Genomic DNA, 18296 nt, shown 5'->3' on the forward strand with positions numbered 1-18296 from the left:
GTCATGACCTCGCACGTTCGGCACCGGCCCGCCGATCCGCTGGAACAGCAGCGGGATATCGTCGTCGCCTGCGCGCCACTGCGCAGCAGGGTGAACCTCTCCGGAATCGTTCGTACGGCCGGATGTTGCGGAGTTCCACGAATCATTGCCTGCGGTAATGCGCGGGTGGATCGTGCTATTGCCCGCGATGCGGTGGAATCGGTGCGTATCGAGAATCGCCGGACGCTCGTTCCGGTCCTGCGTGATCTTCGGCAGGACGGTTATTCCGTTGTCGGCCTCGAGCAGACGACGTCCTCGGTCAACATTCACGAGTACGTGTTTCCGCGAAAGGTCGCGCTCGTGGTCGGAAACGAGCGGCTGGGGCTTGGCGACGAGGAACTGGCACTCACCGACGCCTGCGTGGAGATCCCCGTGTGGGGCCGACCGAACAGCTACAACGTCGCCACCGCCACGGCCATGGCGCTGTACGAGTACTGCCGGCAGTATCCGCACGGCTGAGGCAGGCGGTCAGTACAGCAGGAGCGCCACCGGGGTGGCGAGAACGAGCGTGAGCACCACCCGCTGGAACCAGATCACGATCATCCGGGGCACCGAGATGGGGATCTCCGTCGCGACCACGCAGGGGACCAGCGCGGAGAAGAAGATGATCTGCGAAACGGACACCACCGCCACGATGAACTTCACCGCGGCGGCCGATTCCACCACCAGCAGCGCGGGCAGGAACATCTCCGCCACGCCGACCGCCGAGGCCTTCGCGACCAGCAGCGGCTCCGGTGCCTGCATGATCCAGGCGAACGGGTAGAAGGCGTAGCCCAGCCAGTCGAAGACCGGGGTGTGGGTCGCCAGTACCAGGCCGAGCAGGCCGATCGACAGGATCGACGGCAGGATGGCCATGGTCATCAGCAGGCCGGCCTTGAGGTTGGTCGCGATGTTCCGGCCGAGCGACGGCGCCGCGGCGACGGTCTCCCTGGCCTCGGTCCAGGCACGGGAGAGTCGCCGACCACGGTTGTCCTGGTCGGGCCGCGGCCGGCTGCCGTCGATGTAGCTGTCGGTGACCTTGGACAGCGGCCAGATCCGGACGGTCACCGCGGTGACCAGGAACGTGATCGCCAGCGTCGTCCAGAAGTAGGTGTTCCAGTCGCTCATCAGGTCCAGCGTGCTCGCCACCACCACCATGAAGGTCGCGGACACCGTGGAGAAGCCGGTCGCGATGATGGCCGCTTCCCTGCCGGAGTACTTGCCCTCCCTGTACACCCGGTTGGTGATCAGTAGCCCGAGCGAGTAGCTGCCGACGAACGAGGCCACGGCGTCGACAGCCGAGCGACCGGGGGTCCGCCACACCGGCCGCATCACGGGCTGAAGCAGCACACCGATGAACTCCAGCAGGCCGTAGCCCACGAGCAGGGCGAGGAACACGGCGCCGATCGGCACCAGCAACCCGACCGGGATGACCAGCTTGTTCAGCAGGAACGGCCCCATGTCCTCGGCGAACAGCCAGGCCGGGCCGAGTTCGAACACCAGCATGACGCCCACGACCAGGCCGGCGACCTTGACGACCGAGAACACCACGGAGACGGGGGAGCGGTTCCAGGTCCCGGACGCGAAGGGGTGCACGGCCCCGGCGAGGATCACGGCGAGGGCCAGGTACGGCAGCAGGTCCGGGAAGGCCGTCTCGAGCGCGGTCACCAGGTGGTCCAGGACGATGGAGCTCTCCCCGCTCACCGGGATCGGCACGAAGAACACGAGCGTGCCGACGAGGCTGTAGACGAAGAACTTCCACATCGGCACGCCGGTGCCCGCCCCGCGGGTGGCCCGCTCGTCGCCCTGTTGCTCGGTCGCCATTCCGCGCACCTCCGTTCGACCGGCCCGGTCTCGCGATCGGCTGGATCTTCGATCGGCACAGCCTCGCACGGGATCTACCTGCGGAAAACGCGCCCGACGCGCAAACCTGTCCCGAATCCCAGACTGCACCCCAGTTCGGTAAGGTTGGCCGCCTGCGAGACCGTGGAGTGGGCCGATGCGGGCGAGCCAGGTGCGGCGGGAGTTGCTGGAGGCCGCGCGGGCTGGCCGGGTTCGGCCTGCCGGACAGGATGGTGGACTGATCGCACGGGTGGCGCTCGGCCGGGCTCCTGTGCCCGCCTGGCGTGGTGCGTGTCGGCCGCTCGCATGAATCCGATGTTGGCGGCGATGAGTCCGGTGGCCTCCGCGGGTCGTACGGGGTGACAAGACCCGCCAACGGATGGGGAGCTGAGCCATGACCGTCGACGAGAAGCAGATCCGGACCCTGATCGAGCAATGGGCCGTGGCCGTGCACCGGGGCGACCTGCACGGTGTCCTGACGGACCACGCCGACGACATCGTGATGTTCGACGTCCCGCCGCCCTACGAGGGCGCCCGGGGGATCGACGCCTACCGCGACACGTGGCCGCCCTTCTTCCAGTGGCAGGCGCAGGGCGCCTCGTTCGAGATCGTCTCCCTCGAGGTCACGGCAGGCGAGGACGTCGCGTTCGCGCACGCCCTGCTGCGCTGCGGAACCCCGCGGGAGCTCGCCGAGCACCCGGAGAACCGGTTACGCCTCACCCTGGGGCTGCGCAAGGAACAGGGCCGGTGGGTCGTGGCGCACGAGCACCATTCCTTCCCCAGCGTCCTTCCCCCGGTGCAATGAGTGAGCCGGGGCGCGGTGGAGGTCAGTGGTACGCGGCGCGCACGCGCGCGGCGTACTCGTAGTCGCGCCGCCAGTCGGTCCCGGTCGGGGCGAAGGATCACGCGCTCGGCCCCGGCCTCCTCGTACGCCGCCAGCCGGGCGGCGGCGCGCCGGGGGTCGGGGTCCACCTCGGGTGCCACCGCGGTCGCCCTGACCGGCGTGCGGTCCCGCTCGGCGAGCCGGTCGATCTCCGCGAGGCCGGCGGCGATCTCCTCGGGCGGCAACCCGAGGGAGACCCAGCCATCGCCGTACCGCGCGGCCCGGCGCCGCGCCGCGCGCCCGTTGCCCGCCACCACCACCGGAGGCATGGTCGCGCCGGGGGTGAGCGCCACCTCGACGCCGTCCCCGAGCACGGTCCGCTTCCCTGCCACCAGGCTCGGCAACACCCGCAGCGCCGCGTCGGTGTTTCGACCTCGATCCGGATAGGACATGCCAGCCGCGCGCCACCCGAGATCGCCGTGCGCCGGGTTGCCGGTGCCGACCCCCAACACCAGCCGGTCGCCCGATACATGCTGCAGGGTGCTGATCTGCTTCGCGGCCCAGGCGACCGGACGCAGGGCCAGCAGCAGCACGTTGAAGCCCACCGTGATCCGCTCCGTCACCGCGGCCGCCGTGGACAGGACCACCGTGCTGTCCAGTATCGGGGCACTTGCCAGTACATGATCGGTCGACCAGGCCGAGTCGAGCCCGAGCTCCTCGGCGAACCGCGCGCTCGCGCGCACATCACCCAGGATCGGCCGGGCAGGGTCGGGTGTGGACGTTGGCAGGATGACACCGATATCGATGGCCATAACCGGGCTCAACACGTGGTTTCGGGGTGCTATTCCGCGGTACTCGGCGGTTCACCGCCGGGTGGCTCGGTGGCGACTCGGCGGCGGCGCGCGGTGATGACCCAGGCCCGCGATCGAAGTACACGCCGTCACCGGTGTCATGCGCGGCACGGAGCCCTCTGCGTGCGCGGTCGCCCGTCTCGATGTCCGTTGTAGATAGTGGATCCCGAGGTTTACCAGGTGGAGTACACGGCGTGGTCCGGGCCGTAGCAGGCGGGCTCGTGCACCTCGGTGAAGCCGATGTGCGTGAAGCGAGCCGCCGTCCGGATTCCCTGCGCGGTCGCGGGGCGTACCCGGTGGCTTCCCGGAATCGCTTGTTGCGCGGCCGCGGCTCGACGCCGTTGCTCGTGCGGAGCTGTTCGCCGTTGGACGGACCACCGGGCATGAAGCCACACCGCCCCGGGTCGAGAATCGGAAATAGCGATGTTCCTGGTAAAGTCCATCGCTATTGTCGATCGTTCGGCCTAGACTGCCGACCGTGTCCGACATCGAGCTGCGGCATCTCGCCGCCATGGCGGCGGTCGCCGAGGAGGGTTCGTTCGGCCGGGCGGCCGCGCGGCTCGGGTACACCCAGTCGACGGTGAGTCAGCAGATCGCGGCGCTGGAAAGAGCGGTCGGCGGCGCGGTGTTCGACCGGCCGGGCGGGCCGAAACCGGTGCGGATCACCCCGCTCGGCACCGTGGTACTGACGCATGGACTCGACCTGCTGGCGAAAGCGGAAACACTGGCGGACCAGGTCGACCGGTTCAAGGCCGGTGAGGGCCGGGTCGACATCGGCACGTTCCAGAGCGTGTCCAACGTGATCCTTCCGGAGGTCGTGCACCGGTTGCGGCAGGAGTATCCGTACTGCGAGATCAGGCTGTTCGAGGAGGAGACCGGCCGGCCACAGGTCGGCGGACTCGATCTGCTGTTCTTCGACGGCCGCGCCGAGGGCGATATCGAACATCTGAAGCTGCTCGACGACCCGTATGTCCTGGTTGCCCGCGAAGGTACCTTCCCGGAAGGCCCGGTACCGTGGGCCCGGCTGGACGGCGCGCCGATGGTGGCGTACCCGCCACTGTGCGATCAGGCGCGCGTGGAACGGGCACTCGCGGGCGAGGGCGTCAACCCACGAATCGTCTTCCGCACCGTGGGTAACGAGGCCCTCGTGTCGATGGTCCGGGCCGGAATCGGCTCAGCGGTGCTGCCCCGGCTCGCCGTGCACGGCGCCACCGTCCGGGCCGAGGCTGTCCTGCACGTCCACGAACTGCACCCGCCACTCCCGCCACGCGAGATCTTCCTGCTGTGGAACGCGGGACGCACGCACTCCCCGCTCGCCGCCCTGGCCATCGAGATCGCCGTCGATGTCGCGGCCGAGCTGGCCGGGCGCGCCTGACCGGCCGGTACGAACACAGGTCCATACCCCGGTCGCGGTTCCTCAACGATCTCTCAGCGGCCGCTCCCTACTCTCGGTGCATGCTCCACGGACGCGACAGGCAGTTGCGTGCTGTCCGGGATTTGATCGCCCGTGCTCGTACCGGTCGGGGCGGCTCGCTGGTGGTGTGCGGAGAGGCCGGCGCGGGCAAGAGCGCGTTACTGGCGGAGGCGGCAGGGGAAGCGTCCGGGTTGACCGTGCTGACGTGCACGGGGGTGGAGTCCGAGGGTGAGCTCGCGTTTGCGGGCCTGCATCAGGTGCTGGCCCCGGTCGCGTCGGGGCTGGACGCGCTGCCCGCCGACCAGGCCGAGGCGCTGCGTTGCGCGCTGGGCCGGTCGGCCGGATCGGCGTCCGACTACCTGGTGTCGGCCGGGGCGCTTGCGCTGCTCGGCGTGGCGGCCGTCGACCGGGCTGTGCTGGTCGTGGTAGACGACGCGCAGTGGCTGGACCACGCGTCGATGGGCGCGCTGACATTCGCCGCCCGCCGGGTGTCGGATGCCGGGATCGCGATGCTGTTCGGGGTGCGCTCGGCCGACGGGCACGCGCTGGGCCGGGCGGGCCTGCCGGAGGTCCGGCTCGGCGGGCTGGATCCGGACTCGGGTGCGAAGCTGCTGGCCGACCGGGGCTGGCTCCCGCCACCGGCGGTAGGCGCGGCACTGATCACCGCGACCGGCGGCAACCCGCTCGCTCTGGTGGAGCTGGCGCGTGTCCGGTCGCGGCGCGCACTGGTGGACGAGGCGCTGGTGCAGGGCACCGTTCCGGTCGGCGCTCGGCTGCGCGGGTGGTTCACCGTCCAGGTGGACCGGCTTCCTCGTCTGAGCCGTAACCTGCTGGTGGTCGCGGCCGCCGAGGAGACCGGATCGCTGGTGACGGTGCTGGGTGCGGCGGGGCGGCTGGGATTGCCCGCGTCCGCGCTGTCGGCAGCGGAAGCCGAGGGGCTGGTCGACGTGGCGGGCGGGACACTGCGCTTTCGGCACCCGTTGATCCGCTCCGCGTCCTACACGGCGTCGTCCTGGCAGTTCAGGACCGCCGCGCACGGCGCGATCGCGGAAGTGCTGGAGGCCGACGGCGCCTGGGAACGCGCGACCTGGCACCGGGCATCCGCTGAGCCCGGGCAGGACGAGGGTCTGGCGACGGCTCTGGAGGCCGCGGCCACCACGGCCGGCGGGCGCGGCGGTATCGCGACGGCGGCCGTGCTGCTGCGCCGCGCGGCGCGGCTGAGCACTACCGCTGAGGGACGTGCCTCGCGGCTGGCCGCTGCCGCCCACGCGGCGTGGAAGTCGGGCCAGGTTGACCTGGGCCGCGAACTCCTTTCCGAGGCGCCGGCGAACCCGCCCGGCGCGGCCGGCGTGCTGGTCGCGCGATCCCGGGGCCTGATCGAGATCGCCGAGGGCGACCCGGCGGCCGCGTTCGCGCAGTTGTCACGCGGTGCGGACCTCGCGGGCGACGACACGAAGCAGGTGGTCGGCCTGCTGTTCATGGCGGTCTCGGCGGCCTACCACGCGGGCCGGTTCGACGACGCGGTCGGCGCCGCGCGGCGGATCGCGGGGAGTGGGTTCCGCGATCACGGCCGGTGGTTGGAGTCGGCGCTCGACGGCACGCTCACCCCTGACGACGCCGACCCCTGGCGGATCCTGGACGCGGGTGCTGACCTGCCCGGCGAGCAGGACGCGCACCGGTGGCTATGGCCGCTGGTGATCACATGGCTGGGGCCCCGCCCACGGCTGGCACGCGAGTTCGGCGAGCTCGCGCACGAGCGGCTGCGGGCCACCGGCATGCTCACGATCCTCACCATGATCTCGCCGTGGCTGGCCGACCTCGCCCACCAACTGGGCCGGTGGCGAGAAGCCGACGAGTTGGCCCGCGAGGGCCTGCGGTTCGCGGTGGACAACGGGCAGCGGACGATCGAGACGTGCCTTGCCGGAATGCTCGCCCGGTTCGCCGCGCTGCGCGGCGAGCGCCCGGAAACCATGAGCCCCGCGCTGGGCAATCATGCCGCGGGCGCCGAGCTGACCTGGGCACTGGGACTGTGGGCCCTTGCCGAGGGCGACTACCCACAGTCGGCCGACCGGCTGGCGGCGTTGACCGAACCCGGTTCGGCCTGCGAGCACACCTGGACGGTGCGCCGCGCGGCCGCAGACATCGTGGAGGCGCTGGTGCGCGCCGAGCGAACTGGCGAGGCGGAGGAGGTAGTCGCCACCTTCGCGCCATGGGCCGAGCGCAGCACCCTGCCGTGGGCGCACGCACAACTGCACCGTAGCCGCGCCCTGCTGGCCACGGACGGCTCCGCGGCGAAACACTTCGACGAGTCCGCGAAGTATCTCGCGGACCTGCCATTCGAGCGTGCCAGGGTGGCGTTGCTGCATGGCGAATGGTTGCGGCGCAGCCGGCGACAGCGAGAGGCCGCGCGGCACCTGCGGCTCGCCACAGAGCTGTACACCCAGCTCGGCGCGCACCGGTGGGCGATGATCGCCGCGGCACAGCTGCGCGCCGCCGGCGCGTCGAGCGCCAGGCGTTCCTCGCCCGGCATCCCCGGGCTCACCCCGCAGGAACTACAGATCGTCCGGTTGGCCGGCCAGGGACTGACCAACCGGGAGATCGGAACGCGGCTGTTCCTCAGCCCCCGTACGGTCGGCTACCACCTGCACAAACTGTTCCCCAAACTCGGCGTCGCGAACCGCGCACAGCTGCGCGACCTCGACCTGTCCGAGTGACCTCGCGGGTCATTCGACACCGACCTCGCTGTCGGGAATCCACTCGCCATGGAACCCGTACGGCACCCGGCGGGGCAGGTGGACAGTGGCGACCGGGCGCCGGGCCGGGGCCGTGGCGTCCAGGATGACCAGGCAGGCGGAACTGCGGGTGAGGTCGTGCACGATGGCCATCAACCAGCCGTCGTCTTCATGCCTGCCACAGCGCGCGGGGACGAACACCGCCTCGCCGGCGACTCGGTCGGCGCCGAGATAGTGCGCCGTCCGCCTACCGGTCCGCGTGTCGTGCTTGACGATTCGGTTGTGCCTGGTGGGCATCAGCGGCGTCGTCGGGCTGTAGACGTACCTGTGCCCCAGTCCCACGCGATCATCGTTGATGCTCGGGAACTCCGTAGCCATGTCGTCGAGGTGCCGCTCGCCGACTCGGCCGGTGGCCGGGTCCAGAGTCCACCGGTACAGGTGGCCATGTGCGCGGCCACCGGGAACGCCTTCGAAGATCTTCTGCGTTGCCACCCAGTCCGCCGCGTCTCCGCTGATCGCGTCCACCACGATCCGCCCCGCCCGGTCCTCGTGGGCATTGCCGACGTGCCACGCCCACCGCGGGTTCACCGTGAACCACCGGATGTCGGCACTGCCACCGTTCTGCGGCATCACACCGATCCTGGGCTCGTGCCGGTCGCTCCAGTTGGGGAATCCCCGCTCACGTGCGGCGTCATCCCAGACCACCGGCAGGTCGAGCCAGATCACGTGGTTGTCGGTGATCGCGAAGTCATGCATCATGATCGCTTCGGGCAGGTCGATGGGCACGCTGCGAACCAGCTCCCCGGCCGGAGACAGGCGGTGGTAGGTCGCATACGGCGGCTGCTGCGCATAGCCGAAGAAATGCATCTCCCCCGTGCCGGGGTGCACCCTCGGGTGGGCGGTCATCGCACTGCGCAGCCGCCCACCGAAGTCCAGCACGCCGACCGTGTCCAAGTCCGGCGTGAGCTGGTAGGGATAAGCCGTCTCGACCAGCGCCATGATCTTGCCGGCATGATGTTTCACGCTCGTGTTCGCGGGCCCGACCCGTAGGTCCCGAGTTCCGTCGGGCAGCGTCGGCGGGGCATGCAGTGTGCGCACCCACCGGTTGCGGTACCACTCCGCGCGACCATGGCGCAGCCGCACACCGTGCACCATCCCGTCCCCCCGCCACCAGTTGCCGAGGTCGACACCCGGATACGGATTGGGCCCGTTGCGGAAGTACCGCCCCGCCAACTCCGGGGGGATAGCGCCTTCCACAACAAGGTTCAGGCTGCTGGTCTCGTCGGGTACCGGCGCGAACACCCCGGTCAGGTAGGTCGGGAGTGACCGCGCCGAATCCCGGTTCAGCGTGCGTGCCGGCGCGGACAGAGCGGTTGACGGCAGCGCGTTCAACGCGGCCAAGCCGCCGACCGCGCCGAGCTTGAGCATTGATCGTCGGTCCATGTCCCCAGCCTGGCCGGTGGCCCGCGGCCACCCATCTGTCACAGTGACCAGTCCGCGCGAACCGGGCCTGTCCCATCCGATCGGCGGCGGCATCGCCGACGGACGGCAACTCCTCGGCCAGAGCCTGGCTCGCGGGAGCCCACAGCCGAGACCTGATCAACGCACGTCCACAGTGGAAGGAAACTCCAGCACATCCACGACAAGTGCCGGCTCCGCTTCCTCGCCCTCGGTCCGCGTCACCGGCTACCTCCGCGCGAGCCGATGAGACCTTCGGTCATTCATCCGGTTCGCCCGTTGGAGTCGTGTCGGGGTATCGATACCGCGGGCCAACCGTGCCGCGGGTGGTAGCGGCGAGGCGGCAGGGGAGGCCTGGAGTGCCTGGATCGCGAGCGCGGCGAAGCGCCGGGAGGCCGCGAGCCGGGCGGCGGGCGGGGTGGCGCGGATGCCGCTGTTGGCCATGAGGATGAGGATCAGGTCGTCCAGGACGAGGTCGGGGCGTAGGTGGCCCGCGCCCTTGGCGCGGCGGGCCGGTTCGGCGATCGAGTTCAGCGTGCGTTCGCGGTCCGCGGCGAAGTCGATCGCGTCGGGGTAGGTCGACATGAAGGCCGCCGTGAAGCCTTGGTCGCGTACCTGCGGTTCACAGACCTTCTCGAGCAGGAGGCAGAAGCCGTGCCACGGATCCGGGTCGGCGAGGCCCTCGTCGGCCACGACGTAACATGCGCGGAGCTGGTCGCTCTCCCGGCGACCCTGTCGGCCGTCGACGCGGTGACGCTCGGGATCTCGGGAATGGTGGCCCACTTCGGCCTTCGCCATGCCCGCTTCGCTCCCGGCGAGTCCGTGCTGGTGCGCGGCGCGGCGGGCGGCATCGGGGTCATGGCGGTCCAGCTCGCGGACTTCGCCATGGCGATGGTATCGGCCTTCCGGAAGTCGATGTCGTTCGCGACCTTCAGCGCGGACACCGTGCCCGAACCCGACCGGCACACCGTGACCGCCGAACTGCTCGCCGCCACGAGCCGCGGCGAGCTACACGCCGTCGTGCACGAGGTGCTGCCCCTGGAACACGCCGTACTGGCGCACCACAACCAAGATCAACAAACTGCCGCTTGGCAAGCAAAATCATGGGGTGTCTAACGTGGCACAACCCGAACTCTTTGGTCCTCGTCCACGGACCGAAGATTGTGATCCGGCCGGTCCGGACTCGTCGTGTCATTCGGTGCCCGGTGGGTGACTGAGCCGGTACGCAGCCTGGGACGTGCATTAGGTCAGTCCGCCGTCGACGCGGATGTTCTGGCCGGTGATCCAGCGGCTGTCGGGATGCGCGAGTAGCGCGACGACGTCGGCGATGTCCTTCGGTTGGCCGATGCGACCGAGCGCGGTCATCGCCGCGGCGCCGTCGACCGCCTCGGGCGATGCGGCCGCGCGGAGCAGGTCTGTATCGGTGGGGCCGGGTGAGACGGTATTGACGGTGATGCCCCGGCTGCCGAGTTCCCGGGATGCGACGCGGCTGATCTGTTCGACGGCGGCTTTGCTCGCTGCGTAGAGCGTTTCGCCCGGGCTAGGCCACGCGGTACCGATGGTGGAGACGGTGATGACACGTCCACCGTTACGCATGCGGCGGGCAGCGTGCTGCAGGGTGAAGAAGCAGCCTCTGGCGTTGACCTCGAACACCCGGTCCCAGTCGTCTCCGTCGACTTCGTCGATCGGACCGTGTGCCGCTATACCTGCGTTGGCCACGAGGATGTCCAACCCGGGTGCTCCCGCTTCGGCGAGCGCACGGTCAACATGGGTGAACACACCCTCAAGTTGTTCAAGCTTACCGAGATCGCACGGCAGCGCGCGTGCCCAACCACCCGAGGCGGTGATATCGGCGATGAGATCGTCAGCGGCATCGGAGCGAGTCGCGTAGGTGAACACGACGGCCGCGCCGGCGGCGGCCAATTTGCTGGCGACTGCCCTGCCGATGCCGCGGGAGCCGCCGGTCACGAGCGCTCCCCGCCCCTGTAGTGGTCGGGCGGAGACTGACAGTGTCGAAGTGGTCATGACCGCAGCCTGGCAGCTATCGCGGAAGCAACGTTTCCGCGATAGCTGCGAAGATGGTGACATGCTCGACACCGCCGCGCGACTACTGCGGTTGCTGTCCCTGCTCCAGGCACACCAGCAGCTCTCCGGTACCGCCCTGGCCGACCGGCTCGGCGTCAGCAACCGGACGGTCCGCGCCGACATAGACCGGCTCCGCACGCTCGGCTACGACATCGACGCCACCCCGGGAGTCTCCGGCGGCTATCGCCTCGGGGCGGGAAGTGCCCTGCCTCCACTGCTGCTCGACGACAACGAAGCCCTCGCCGTGGCGATCGGATTGCGTACCGCCGCAGGATCCGGCGTGGCGGAAATCGGCGAGCATGCCCACAGCGCAGCCACGAAACTCGAAAGGCTACTGCCCGCACGCCTCCGGCACCGGCTGGCCACGCTCAGCACCGTCGCGGAAACCGTCCCGTCCCAGCGGGACCCCATTCCTGCCGACACCCTTCACACCATCGCCGCAGTGTGCCGCACGTGCGAGCAACTGCGGTTCGACTATCGCGATCATCATCGCGAGCCGAGCGTACGCCGGGTGGAGCCGCACCGCCTGGTCCATGTCAGCGGGCGCTGGTACCTCGTTGCCTACGACCTCGACCGCGACGACTGGCGCAGCTTCCGTGTCGACCGCATTCATCCCCGCACCCCGACCGGGCCCCGTTTCGCACCCCGCGAACTCCCCGGACCGGACTTACCCACCTTCGTCACCCGGGGACGCATGGCCGCGCTCTGGAACTATCGAGCGCGTGTGATCGTCACCGCTCCCGCCGAGGCGGTCGCCGCCCGAATCCCCAGCCTCTGGTCAGTAGAACCCCGCACCGAGGAGACCAGCCTCCTCGACGCCGGCGCGCCCACCCCGGAACTGCTCGCCGCCTACCTCGGTGCCCTCGGCTTCGACTTCCACATCAACCCCGACACTGCTCCCGGACTGGCCAACGCCAGCGCAACCTTGGCCAAGAGATACGCACACGCCGCCGAACGAGGCGAATCCACCCAAACTTAGGCTTCGCGAGTCGACCGACGTCAACTTCAACGGCCATGAAAGAGTTCGTGCGCTGACAAGTTGTGGGCCCGGTGAGACTCGAACTCACACTGGCATGGACCTAAACCATGTGCCTCTGCCAATTGGGCTACGGGCCCGCCCCAGAAAGCTTAGCTGCCGTATATGACCGCGTCGTTCGCCTGGCCGATGTCAGCTGCCATCAGGCCGTGTTCTACCGTTGACACCCTGCGAAGCCAGGCTTGGCGCACGAGAGCACGGGAGGACACGTTGGCCCGCGACCCGGACACCATCGAGCGCGAGATCGAGCAGGCTCGGGAGGCGCTGGCCTCCACGCTCGACGAGCTCGGTACCAAGGCGAACCCGAAGCGGCTCGCGGACACCGCCAAGACCAGCGTACTGGCCAAGCTCGAGGAGCCCAGGATCAAGTACCCGCTGATCGGTGCGGGTGCGCTCGTCGGTCTGCTGCTGGTGCGCAAGCTTCTCCGCTAGCGACCTGACCGGCCCCTCAGTGGCCGGCCGGCTGGGCGTCCTTCTCCGCGTCCCACCGCGGGTCGGTGGACAGCTCCTTGGTCGGCACGGTCGGCTTGGCCCCGGCGGCCTGCTTGCCTTCCGTGCTGATCTGCTGCGGCAGCTCCGGCCGGACCTCGGCATCGTCCTGGGAATCCGCCTCGGCGGTCGCCGAGGCGGTGTCCTCGACATCCTCGACATCCTCGGTGTCCTCGACAACCTCGATGTCCGCCGCGTCGCCGGTGTCCTCGGTGGTCCCGGTGGTCTCGGTGTCCGTGTCGACCTGCTGCTCGGCCTCCGCGACTTCCTGCTCGGTCGGCGTCCTGGCCAACCGGGCGGTCATGTACGTCGTGGTGAACTCCAGCGCGCTCCCTTCGAGCAGGTGCACGACCGTGGTGCCCTTGCTGTCCGGGCCGAGTTCCTCCACCAGCTGGTCCGCTCGGTCGCGGGCCGCGATGATGCCGGGTGCCCGCGCGGCCAGCTCCTTGCCGAGGCCGGAGACCGTGATCGACCAGTCCTCGTCTTCCTGCACGTAGGTCGCCGTGATCGCTTCTGCCATCCGTCTCACCCCTCTCACTTTCGGCCTGTCCACAGTCTTGGACCACGTAACCGTTGTCACATGACGCCAAAACGCGAACAACCCGATCGGATGTAGCCGCTTGACGGCGTCGTCGACCTCTGTATCGCACAGATTGAGGTAGCAATACATCAATGTGTCGCGCGTTACCCTCCGTAGGGCATATTGGGCACGCTCAGTGCTTGCCTGACACGCGCGACACGATCGGCTCGGCGAGGTTCGGACTCCGGCGACCGTCACCTGCGCAAGGCCATGCGCCTCGCCTCGCCGCCCGTGGGCTTCGCCGAGCGCGCGTTCGTCCACTCGCCGACGGCAAGTGGGCCGCTCGCTCAGGCGCCGGCCCGGTGTCGCAGCCCGTTCCACACCATGTCCATGGCGTAGTCGGTCGCCAGTTCCGGGGTGACCTCCTCGTGCCGCTCGCACCAGATGGCCATCCGCTCGCACGCGCCCACGACGAACTCCGCGGATGCCTCCACCTGTAGCCGCGGTGAACTGGCGAAATACCCGCTCATCAGTGCCGCGATGAGGTCGGTCTGCTGCTGCCGGGTCGCCTCGATCTCGTCCGCGGCCGAGGTGCCGAGCAGGGTCATCTCCTGGCGCAGGAGCGACCACGCCTGCCGGTGTTCGCGAATGAACACGAAATACGCGTGCAGCCCCCTGCGGATCGCCTCCTCCGCGTCGCCGGCCCCGGTGACCGCATGTTCGGTCACGCTGCGTAGCTCCGCCCGGGAATGCCGGATGCAGGCGAGCAGCAACCCCTCCTTGGAGTGGAAGTACTCGTAGAGCATCGGCTTGGACACCCCGACGCGCTCGGCGATCTCGTCCATCGACGCCGTCGCGTAACCGAGTTCGGCGAACACGGCCTCGGCCGTCTCGATCATCTGATGCTCGCGCTCGGCCCTCGGCATGCGCTTGCGCTTCGGCCGGGCCTCGCCTTCCGGGGTGACTGTCACGGCATCAACCCTACCGGAAGTAACCTACTATCAGTAAGATGGACTTCGGGTAACAGGAAACGGCATGGAGGACGGGTAGATGGGCAACCGCACCGAAGCTGGTGTGATCATCGTCGGCACGGGTTTCTCCGGGCTCGGCATGGCGATCCAGCTCCGCAGGGAGGGTCGCGAGGACTTCGTGATCCTGGAGAAAGCACAGGACGTCGGTGGAACCTGGCGGGACAACACGTATCCCGGCTGCGCCTGTGACATCCAGTCGCATATGTACTCCTTCTCGTTCGAGCAGAACCCGGACTGGTCCCGGTCCTTCTCCCCGCAGCAGGAGATCTGGGACTACATGCGCTGGGTGGCGCGTAAGTACGACCTGTACCGCTTCATCCGGTTCGGCCAGGAGATGACCGGGGCGCACTGGGACAGCGAGGAGTACCGCTGGCACGTCACCAGCGCGAACGGCGACACCTTCGTCGGCAGCTTCCTGGTCTCCGGCGTCGGCGCCCTGCATGTCCCGCAGGTCCCGAAGCTGCCGGGAATCGAGCGGTTCGAGGGCAAGGCCTTCCACTCCGCCGAGTGGGACCACGACTACGACCTGCGCGGCAAGAAGGTCGCGGTGGTCGGCACCGGCGCCAGCGCGGTCCAGTTCGTCCCGCAGATCGCCAAGGACGTCGAGCGGCTGACCCTGTTCCAGCGGACCCCGCCGTGGATCATGCCCAAGCCCGACCACGCCATGCCACGCTGGGCCAGGACGCTGTTCAACCGGGTGCCAGGGGTTCAGCGGCTCTACCGCAATGCCCTGTACTGGATGCTCGAGGTCCGCGCGGTCGGCTTCAACGGCCACCCCAGCCTGATGAAGCTGGGCGAGAAGCTGGCGAAGCGGAACATCGACAAGCACGTCAAGGACCGCGACCTGCGCCGCAAGCTCACCCCGGACTACACCATGGGCTGCAAGCGGGTGCTCATCTCCAATGATTACTACCCCTCCCTGACCAGGGACAACGTCGACGTTATCACCGAAGGTATCAACGAGGTCACCGAGCGCGGCGTCATCGACTCGACCGGTACCGAGCACCAGGTGGACGCGATCATCTTCGGTACGGGCTTCCACGTCACGGACGCCTTCGACGACCTGGACGTCACCGGGGTCGGCGGCAGGCAGCTCGCCAAGGAATGGGCCGACCACGGCATGCAGACCTACATGGGGATCAACGTCGCCGGGTTCCCGAACCTCTTCTTCCTGCTCGGCCCGAACACCGGCCTCGGGCACAACTCGGTGGTGTTCATGATCGAGTCCCAGATCCGCTACGTCGCCGACGCCATCCGGATGGTGGAGCAGTCCGGGTCGGCCGCCGTGGATGTGCGGCAGGATGCGCAGGAGCGGTTCAACACCGACATCCAGCGCAAGCTGCACAAGGGCGTGTGGACTCAGGGCGGCTGCACGAGCTGGTACCTGGACGCCATGGGTGTGAACCGGACCGTGTGGCCCGGCTTCACCTGGCGCTACTGGATGCAGACACGCAAGCTCAAGGCCGAGGACTTCGAGCTGATCGGCCGCACCAGTCCAGCGGGCGGTCCGGCGGCGGCCGAGCGCGTGCCCGCCTAGCCGGTGCCTGCGAGGTTGCGCAGCCGGGCGGCCAGGTCGCCCGGCTCCAACCCGCAGAGCTCGGCCATCCAGGTGATCGCTGCCCGGTCGAGCTGTACCTCAGCGACCGTGCCCACGCTCTGGCGCAGCCGGTCCTCGGCCCACCTTCGCATCGGCAGCAGCTCGGGCTCGGCGTTCGCGACCAGAGCGGGCAGGTGCACCCGCACCCTGCCGGGTTCGTCGGTGAACATCCGCCGGTGCACCCTGCCGATCAGCTCCTGCGGCGGCTCGTCCATCGCCACGCAGAGCTCGACCAGCCGGACCACCGAGCACTGCCGCGTGCCGAGTTCGTAAGTCGCCAGCGTCTGCAGGGATATCTCACTCTGCAGACGTTCCTTCAGCTCCTTGCGGGTCCAGCCGCGTCGCTTGCGGAGCTTGCGTAGCTCCTCGCCGAGCGCGCGCTGATATGCCTCCCCGTCGATCCGCACTCGTCGTCCCCTGCCTGTACCGCGCGTTGTATCGCACTCCCGCGGTAGCTCCACCGGTTGAATGCGAGCCTGGTTCATGGGAGTGAAAGTCCGCAGGGGCGGGTTCATTACGCGGTTTGCCCGACTTATTGGCCTGAGATCGGAAAGTACGCCGAATGGAGTAACATCGCGGCGGCCGAACGGTGTAGATCAATTCACGCAGATGACGCCGTCGGCGGTGATGGGAGCTTCCTCCTCGGCCTGCTCCGCCGCGCTCGACTCCTCCTGCTGCCCCGAGGCGGGGGGTGTCTGACCGGTTCCGGACTGTGCCGAGTTCTGCCGCGAGCCGCCCGCCGCCGCGGAGTCCGGGTAGTCGGTACCGAGCAGGATGGTGGCGTGCCCGGCCGCGATCGAAGGGTCCTCCTGGACCTCGATCGGGCCGCCGCTGTCGTCCAGGGCGCCGGCCACCTGGTCGCCCATGGCCTGCTCGCCCTCCGGGACCCGCACCACGGTGCCCTGGCGAGCCTCCGCGTTGCCGGTCTGGCCGGCGGTGAACCCCTGCCCGGACAGCGTCTGGGACACGCCCGCGGCCAGTGAGGTCGTGCCGGCGCCGTTGAACACGTCAACGGTGACCGCGGAGTTCGGCACCCCGCTGTCCGGCTGGTCCTGCTTGTCCTCCCCGCCGGCGAGATTCCGCACGAAGGTACGGACCTCCCGCGGGTCGACCTGCACCGCGGTGCCGTCGCTCGGGGTCTCGTACGCGACGTTGGCCACCGGGATGGTCCGGAACTCGATCTGGCCCCCGGTCAGCCCCTTCATCCGCTGGGCGAAACCGAGGATGTCCCAGCCCTTGTTCAGCACGACCGACTTCTTGATCGCCTCGGTGAGGTCGCTGAGCTTGTCGGGGTCGGCCAGCGTGCCCGCGGACAGGATCTTCCTGGCCAGCCCCGCCATGAACACCTGCTGCCGCACCACCCGGTCCAGGTCGTTGCGCGGCAGCCCGTGCCGCTGCCGGACGAAGGACAGCGCCTCGATGCCCTCGACCGTGGTCGGCCCCTTCTCGAACCGGGCGCCGGAGTAGGGGTCGTTGGTGGCCTGCTTGAGGCAGACGTCGACCCCGCCGATCGCCTGGGTGATCTCGTAGAACCCGAGCAGGTTGATCGAGGCGTAGTTGTCGATGGTCGAGCCGGTGAGCCCCTCCACCGTCTTGATCAACGTCTTGGCCCCGGCCTGGTTGCTGCGGACCTCCAGTTCCTTGGCGTCGCTGACGCCTTCGGCCTGCAACTCCTCCTTGGCGTCCAGCTTCCCGCGGGCATAGGCTGAGTTGATCTTGTGTTTGCCGTAGCCGCCGGGGATGTCGACGTAGGAGTCCCGGGGCAGCGACAGCGCCACGGCCTTGCTGCCGTCGTTCGGGATGTGCACGAAGATCAGCGTGTCGGTGTTCAGCTCGCCGTCGGCGACGCCGGCGTCCAGCTTGGCCAGCATGTCCTCGGGCAGCGGGTTGCCCTGCGCGTCCGTGCGGCTGTCCATCCCGACCAGCAGGATGTCCCTGGCGCCGTCGGCCGGCAGCTCACCGGTGTCCTTGGACTCGATCACGTCGGCGAAGGTGAGGCCGTCGACGAGACCCTGCATGGCGGCCCAGCCGTAGCCGGTGGCGCTCAGCACCAGCAGGGACACCACCGACAGCGCGATCTTGGGACCGCGGCCGGGACCGCGCCGGGGGCGGGCAGGCGGCGCCTGCTTGCGTGGCGCCGGACCCGACCGCTCCCGTGGTGCGCCCTCCGCCGGGCGCCGTTCCGGCGGCCGGGGCCGCTGCTGCCGCCCCGGTGGCGGGGCGGCCCCCCGCCGGGGCGGCGCCCCGCGGGCGGGTGGTCCCTGGCGGCCGTCGCCTCGCGGGGGCTGTGCCGGTCGTCCTGGTTGCCGTTCGCTGCCGGGTCGTTCCTGCCAGGGCCGCGCGGGACGCCGGTTCCCGTCCCCGTCCCGTGGCGGATACTCCACGCCCGCAGCTCCCTTC

15 protein-coding genes, 1 tRNA gene and 2 pseudogenes are annotated in these 18296 nt (G+C 69.3%); 8 read left to right on the forward strand and 10 right to left on the reverse strand.

Annotation, left to right across the window (positions count from 1 at the left end):
• Window positions 1–3 precede the first annotated feature (3 nt).
• The gene (locus FB471_RS27650) at window positions 4–498 is read left to right on the forward strand and encodes a TrmH family RNA methyltransferase (protein ID WP_142001236.1); all 495 of its coding nucleotides are present in this window, start codon (window positions 4–6) and stop codon (window positions 496–498) included.
• A gap of 9 nt (window positions 499–507) precedes the next feature.
• Here the strand turns inward: FB471_RS27650 and FB471_RS27655 are convergent, their stop codons facing one another.
• Entirely contained in the window at window positions 508–1842 is a 1335-nt protein-coding gene (locus FB471_RS27655) for a YjiH family protein (protein WP_142001237.1), read from the reverse strand.
• Window positions 1843–2254: 412 nt separating this feature from the next.
• Here FB471_RS27655 and FB471_RS27660 point away from each other — a divergent pair, with 412 nt between their 5' ends.
• Window positions 2255–2665 (forward strand): YybH family protein, encoded by a 411-nt coding sequence (locus FB471_RS27660; protein WP_142001238.1) that lies wholly within the window; start codon window positions 2255–2257, stop codon window positions 2663–2665.
• A 95-nt stretch (window positions 2666–2760) separates the two neighbouring features.
• Here the strand turns inward: FB471_RS27660 and FB471_RS35365 are convergent.
• Window positions 2761–3495: pseudogene (locus tag FB471_RS35365) on the reverse strand (LLM class flavin-dependent oxidoreductase); the annotation flags it as partial.
• Window positions 3496–4012: 517 nt separating this feature from the next.
• Between FB471_RS35365 and FB471_RS27670 the strand changes: the two are divergent.
• Both FB471_RS27670 and FB471_RS27675 read left to right on the forward strand, forming a co-directional pair.
• Window positions 4013–4909, forward strand: coding sequence for a LysR family transcriptional regulator (locus FB471_RS27670; RefSeq protein ID WP_142001239.1), 897 nt, complete (start codon window positions 4013–4015; stop codon window positions 4907–4909).
• An 80-nt stretch (window positions 4910–4989) separates the two neighbouring features.
• Window positions 4990–7662, forward strand: a complete 2673-nt coding sequence (locus tag FB471_RS27675; protein ID WP_142001240.1) for a helix-turn-helix transcriptional regulator — start codon at window positions 4990–4992, stop codon at window positions 7660–7662.
• Window positions 7663–7671: 9 nt separating this feature from the next.
• On the opposite strand, the gene FB471_RS27680 is transcribed toward FB471_RS27675, so the two are convergent.
• Window positions 7672–9123, reverse strand: a complete 1452-nt coding sequence (locus FB471_RS27680; RefSeq protein ID WP_246076623.1) for a carotenoid oxygenase family protein — start codon at window positions 9121–9123, stop codon at window positions 7672–7674.
• A gap of 243 nt (window positions 9124–9366) precedes the next feature.
• Window positions 9367–9831, reverse strand: coding sequence for a hypothetical protein (locus FB471_RS27690; RefSeq protein ID WP_211358158.1), 465 nt, complete (start codon window positions 9829–9831; stop codon window positions 9367–9369).
• A gap of 15 nt (window positions 9832–9846) precedes the next feature.
• On the opposite strand from FB471_RS27690, the pseudogene FB471_RS27695 reads away from it, so the two are divergent.
• Window positions 9847–10254: pseudogene (locus tag FB471_RS27695) on the forward strand (MDR/zinc-dependent alcohol dehydrogenase-like family protein); the annotation flags it as partial.
• 126 nt (window positions 10255–10380) lie between these two features.
• On the opposite strand, the gene FB471_RS27700 reads toward FB471_RS27695, so the two are convergent.
• Entirely contained in the window at window positions 10381–11106 is a 726-nt protein-coding gene (locus FB471_RS27700) for an SDR family oxidoreductase (protein ID WP_246076624.1), read from the reverse strand.
• A 118-nt stretch (window positions 11107–11224) separates the two neighbouring features.
• On the opposite strand from FB471_RS27700, the gene FB471_RS27705 reads away from it, so the two are divergent.
• On the forward strand, window positions 11225–12202 hold the full coding sequence (locus tag FB471_RS27705) for a helix-turn-helix transcriptional regulator (RefSeq protein ID WP_142001243.1): 978 nt from the start codon (window positions 11225–11227) through the stop codon (window positions 12200–12202).
• 63 nt (window positions 12203–12265) lie between these two features.
• Here FB471_RS27705 and FB471_RS27710 read toward each other — a convergent pair.
• Window positions 12266–12339: transfer RNA gene (locus FB471_RS27710), tRNA-Leu, on the reverse strand.
• A gap of 130 nt (window positions 12340–12469) precedes the next feature.
• Between FB471_RS27710 and FB471_RS27715 the strand changes: the two genes are divergently transcribed.
• Window positions 12470–12691: a DUF3618 domain-containing protein gene (locus FB471_RS27715; RefSeq protein WP_142001244.1), complete on the forward strand. Its 222-nt coding sequence runs from the start codon at window positions 12470–12472 to the stop codon at window positions 12689–12691.
• Between the two features lie 16 nt (window positions 12692–12707).
• Here FB471_RS27715 and FB471_RS36020 read toward each other — a convergent pair whose 3' ends face one another.
• The gene (locus tag FB471_RS36020; protein ID WP_142001245.1) at window positions 12708–13268 is read right to left on the reverse strand and encodes a hypothetical protein; all 561 of its coding nucleotides are present in this window, start codon (window positions 13266–13268) and stop codon (window positions 12708–12710) included.
• 347 nt (window positions 13269–13615) lie between these two features.
• On the reverse strand, window positions 13616–14194 hold the full coding sequence (locus FB471_RS27725; protein ID WP_142002578.1) for a TetR/AcrR family transcriptional regulator: 579 nt from the start codon (window positions 14192–14194) through the stop codon (window positions 13616–13618).
• Between the two features lie 124 nt (window positions 14195–14318).
• Here FB471_RS27725 and FB471_RS27730 point away from each other — a divergent pair, with 124 nt between their 5' ends.
• The gene (locus FB471_RS27730; protein ID WP_142001246.1) at window positions 14319–15836 is read left to right on the forward strand and encodes a flavin-containing monooxygenase; all 1518 of its coding nucleotides are present in this window, start codon (window positions 14319–14321) and stop codon (window positions 15834–15836) included.
• Here FB471_RS27730 and FB471_RS27735 read toward each other — a convergent pair.
• Window positions 15833–16303 carry a helix-turn-helix domain-containing protein gene (locus FB471_RS27735; RefSeq protein ID WP_142001247.1) on the reverse strand — a complete coding sequence of 157 codons (471 nt, stop codon included), beginning with the start codon at window positions 16301–16303 and terminating at the stop codon, window positions 15833–15835. The two genes, FB471_RS27730 and FB471_RS27735, sit on opposite strands and share 4 nt — an antisense overlap.
• Before the next feature lie 189 nt (window positions 16304–16492).
• Window positions 16493–18280: an LCP family protein gene (locus tag FB471_RS27740; RefSeq protein ID WP_142001248.1), complete on the reverse strand. Its 1788-nt coding sequence runs from the start codon at window positions 18278–18280 to the stop codon at window positions 16493–16495.
• Window positions 18281–18296: the final 16 nt, after the last annotated feature.

The sequence above is a fragment of the Amycolatopsis cihanbeyliensis genome (assembly GCF_006715045.1).
GTDB lineage: Bacteria > Actinomycetota > Actinomycetes > Mycobacteriales > Pseudonocardiaceae > Amycolatopsis > Amycolatopsis cihanbeyliensis.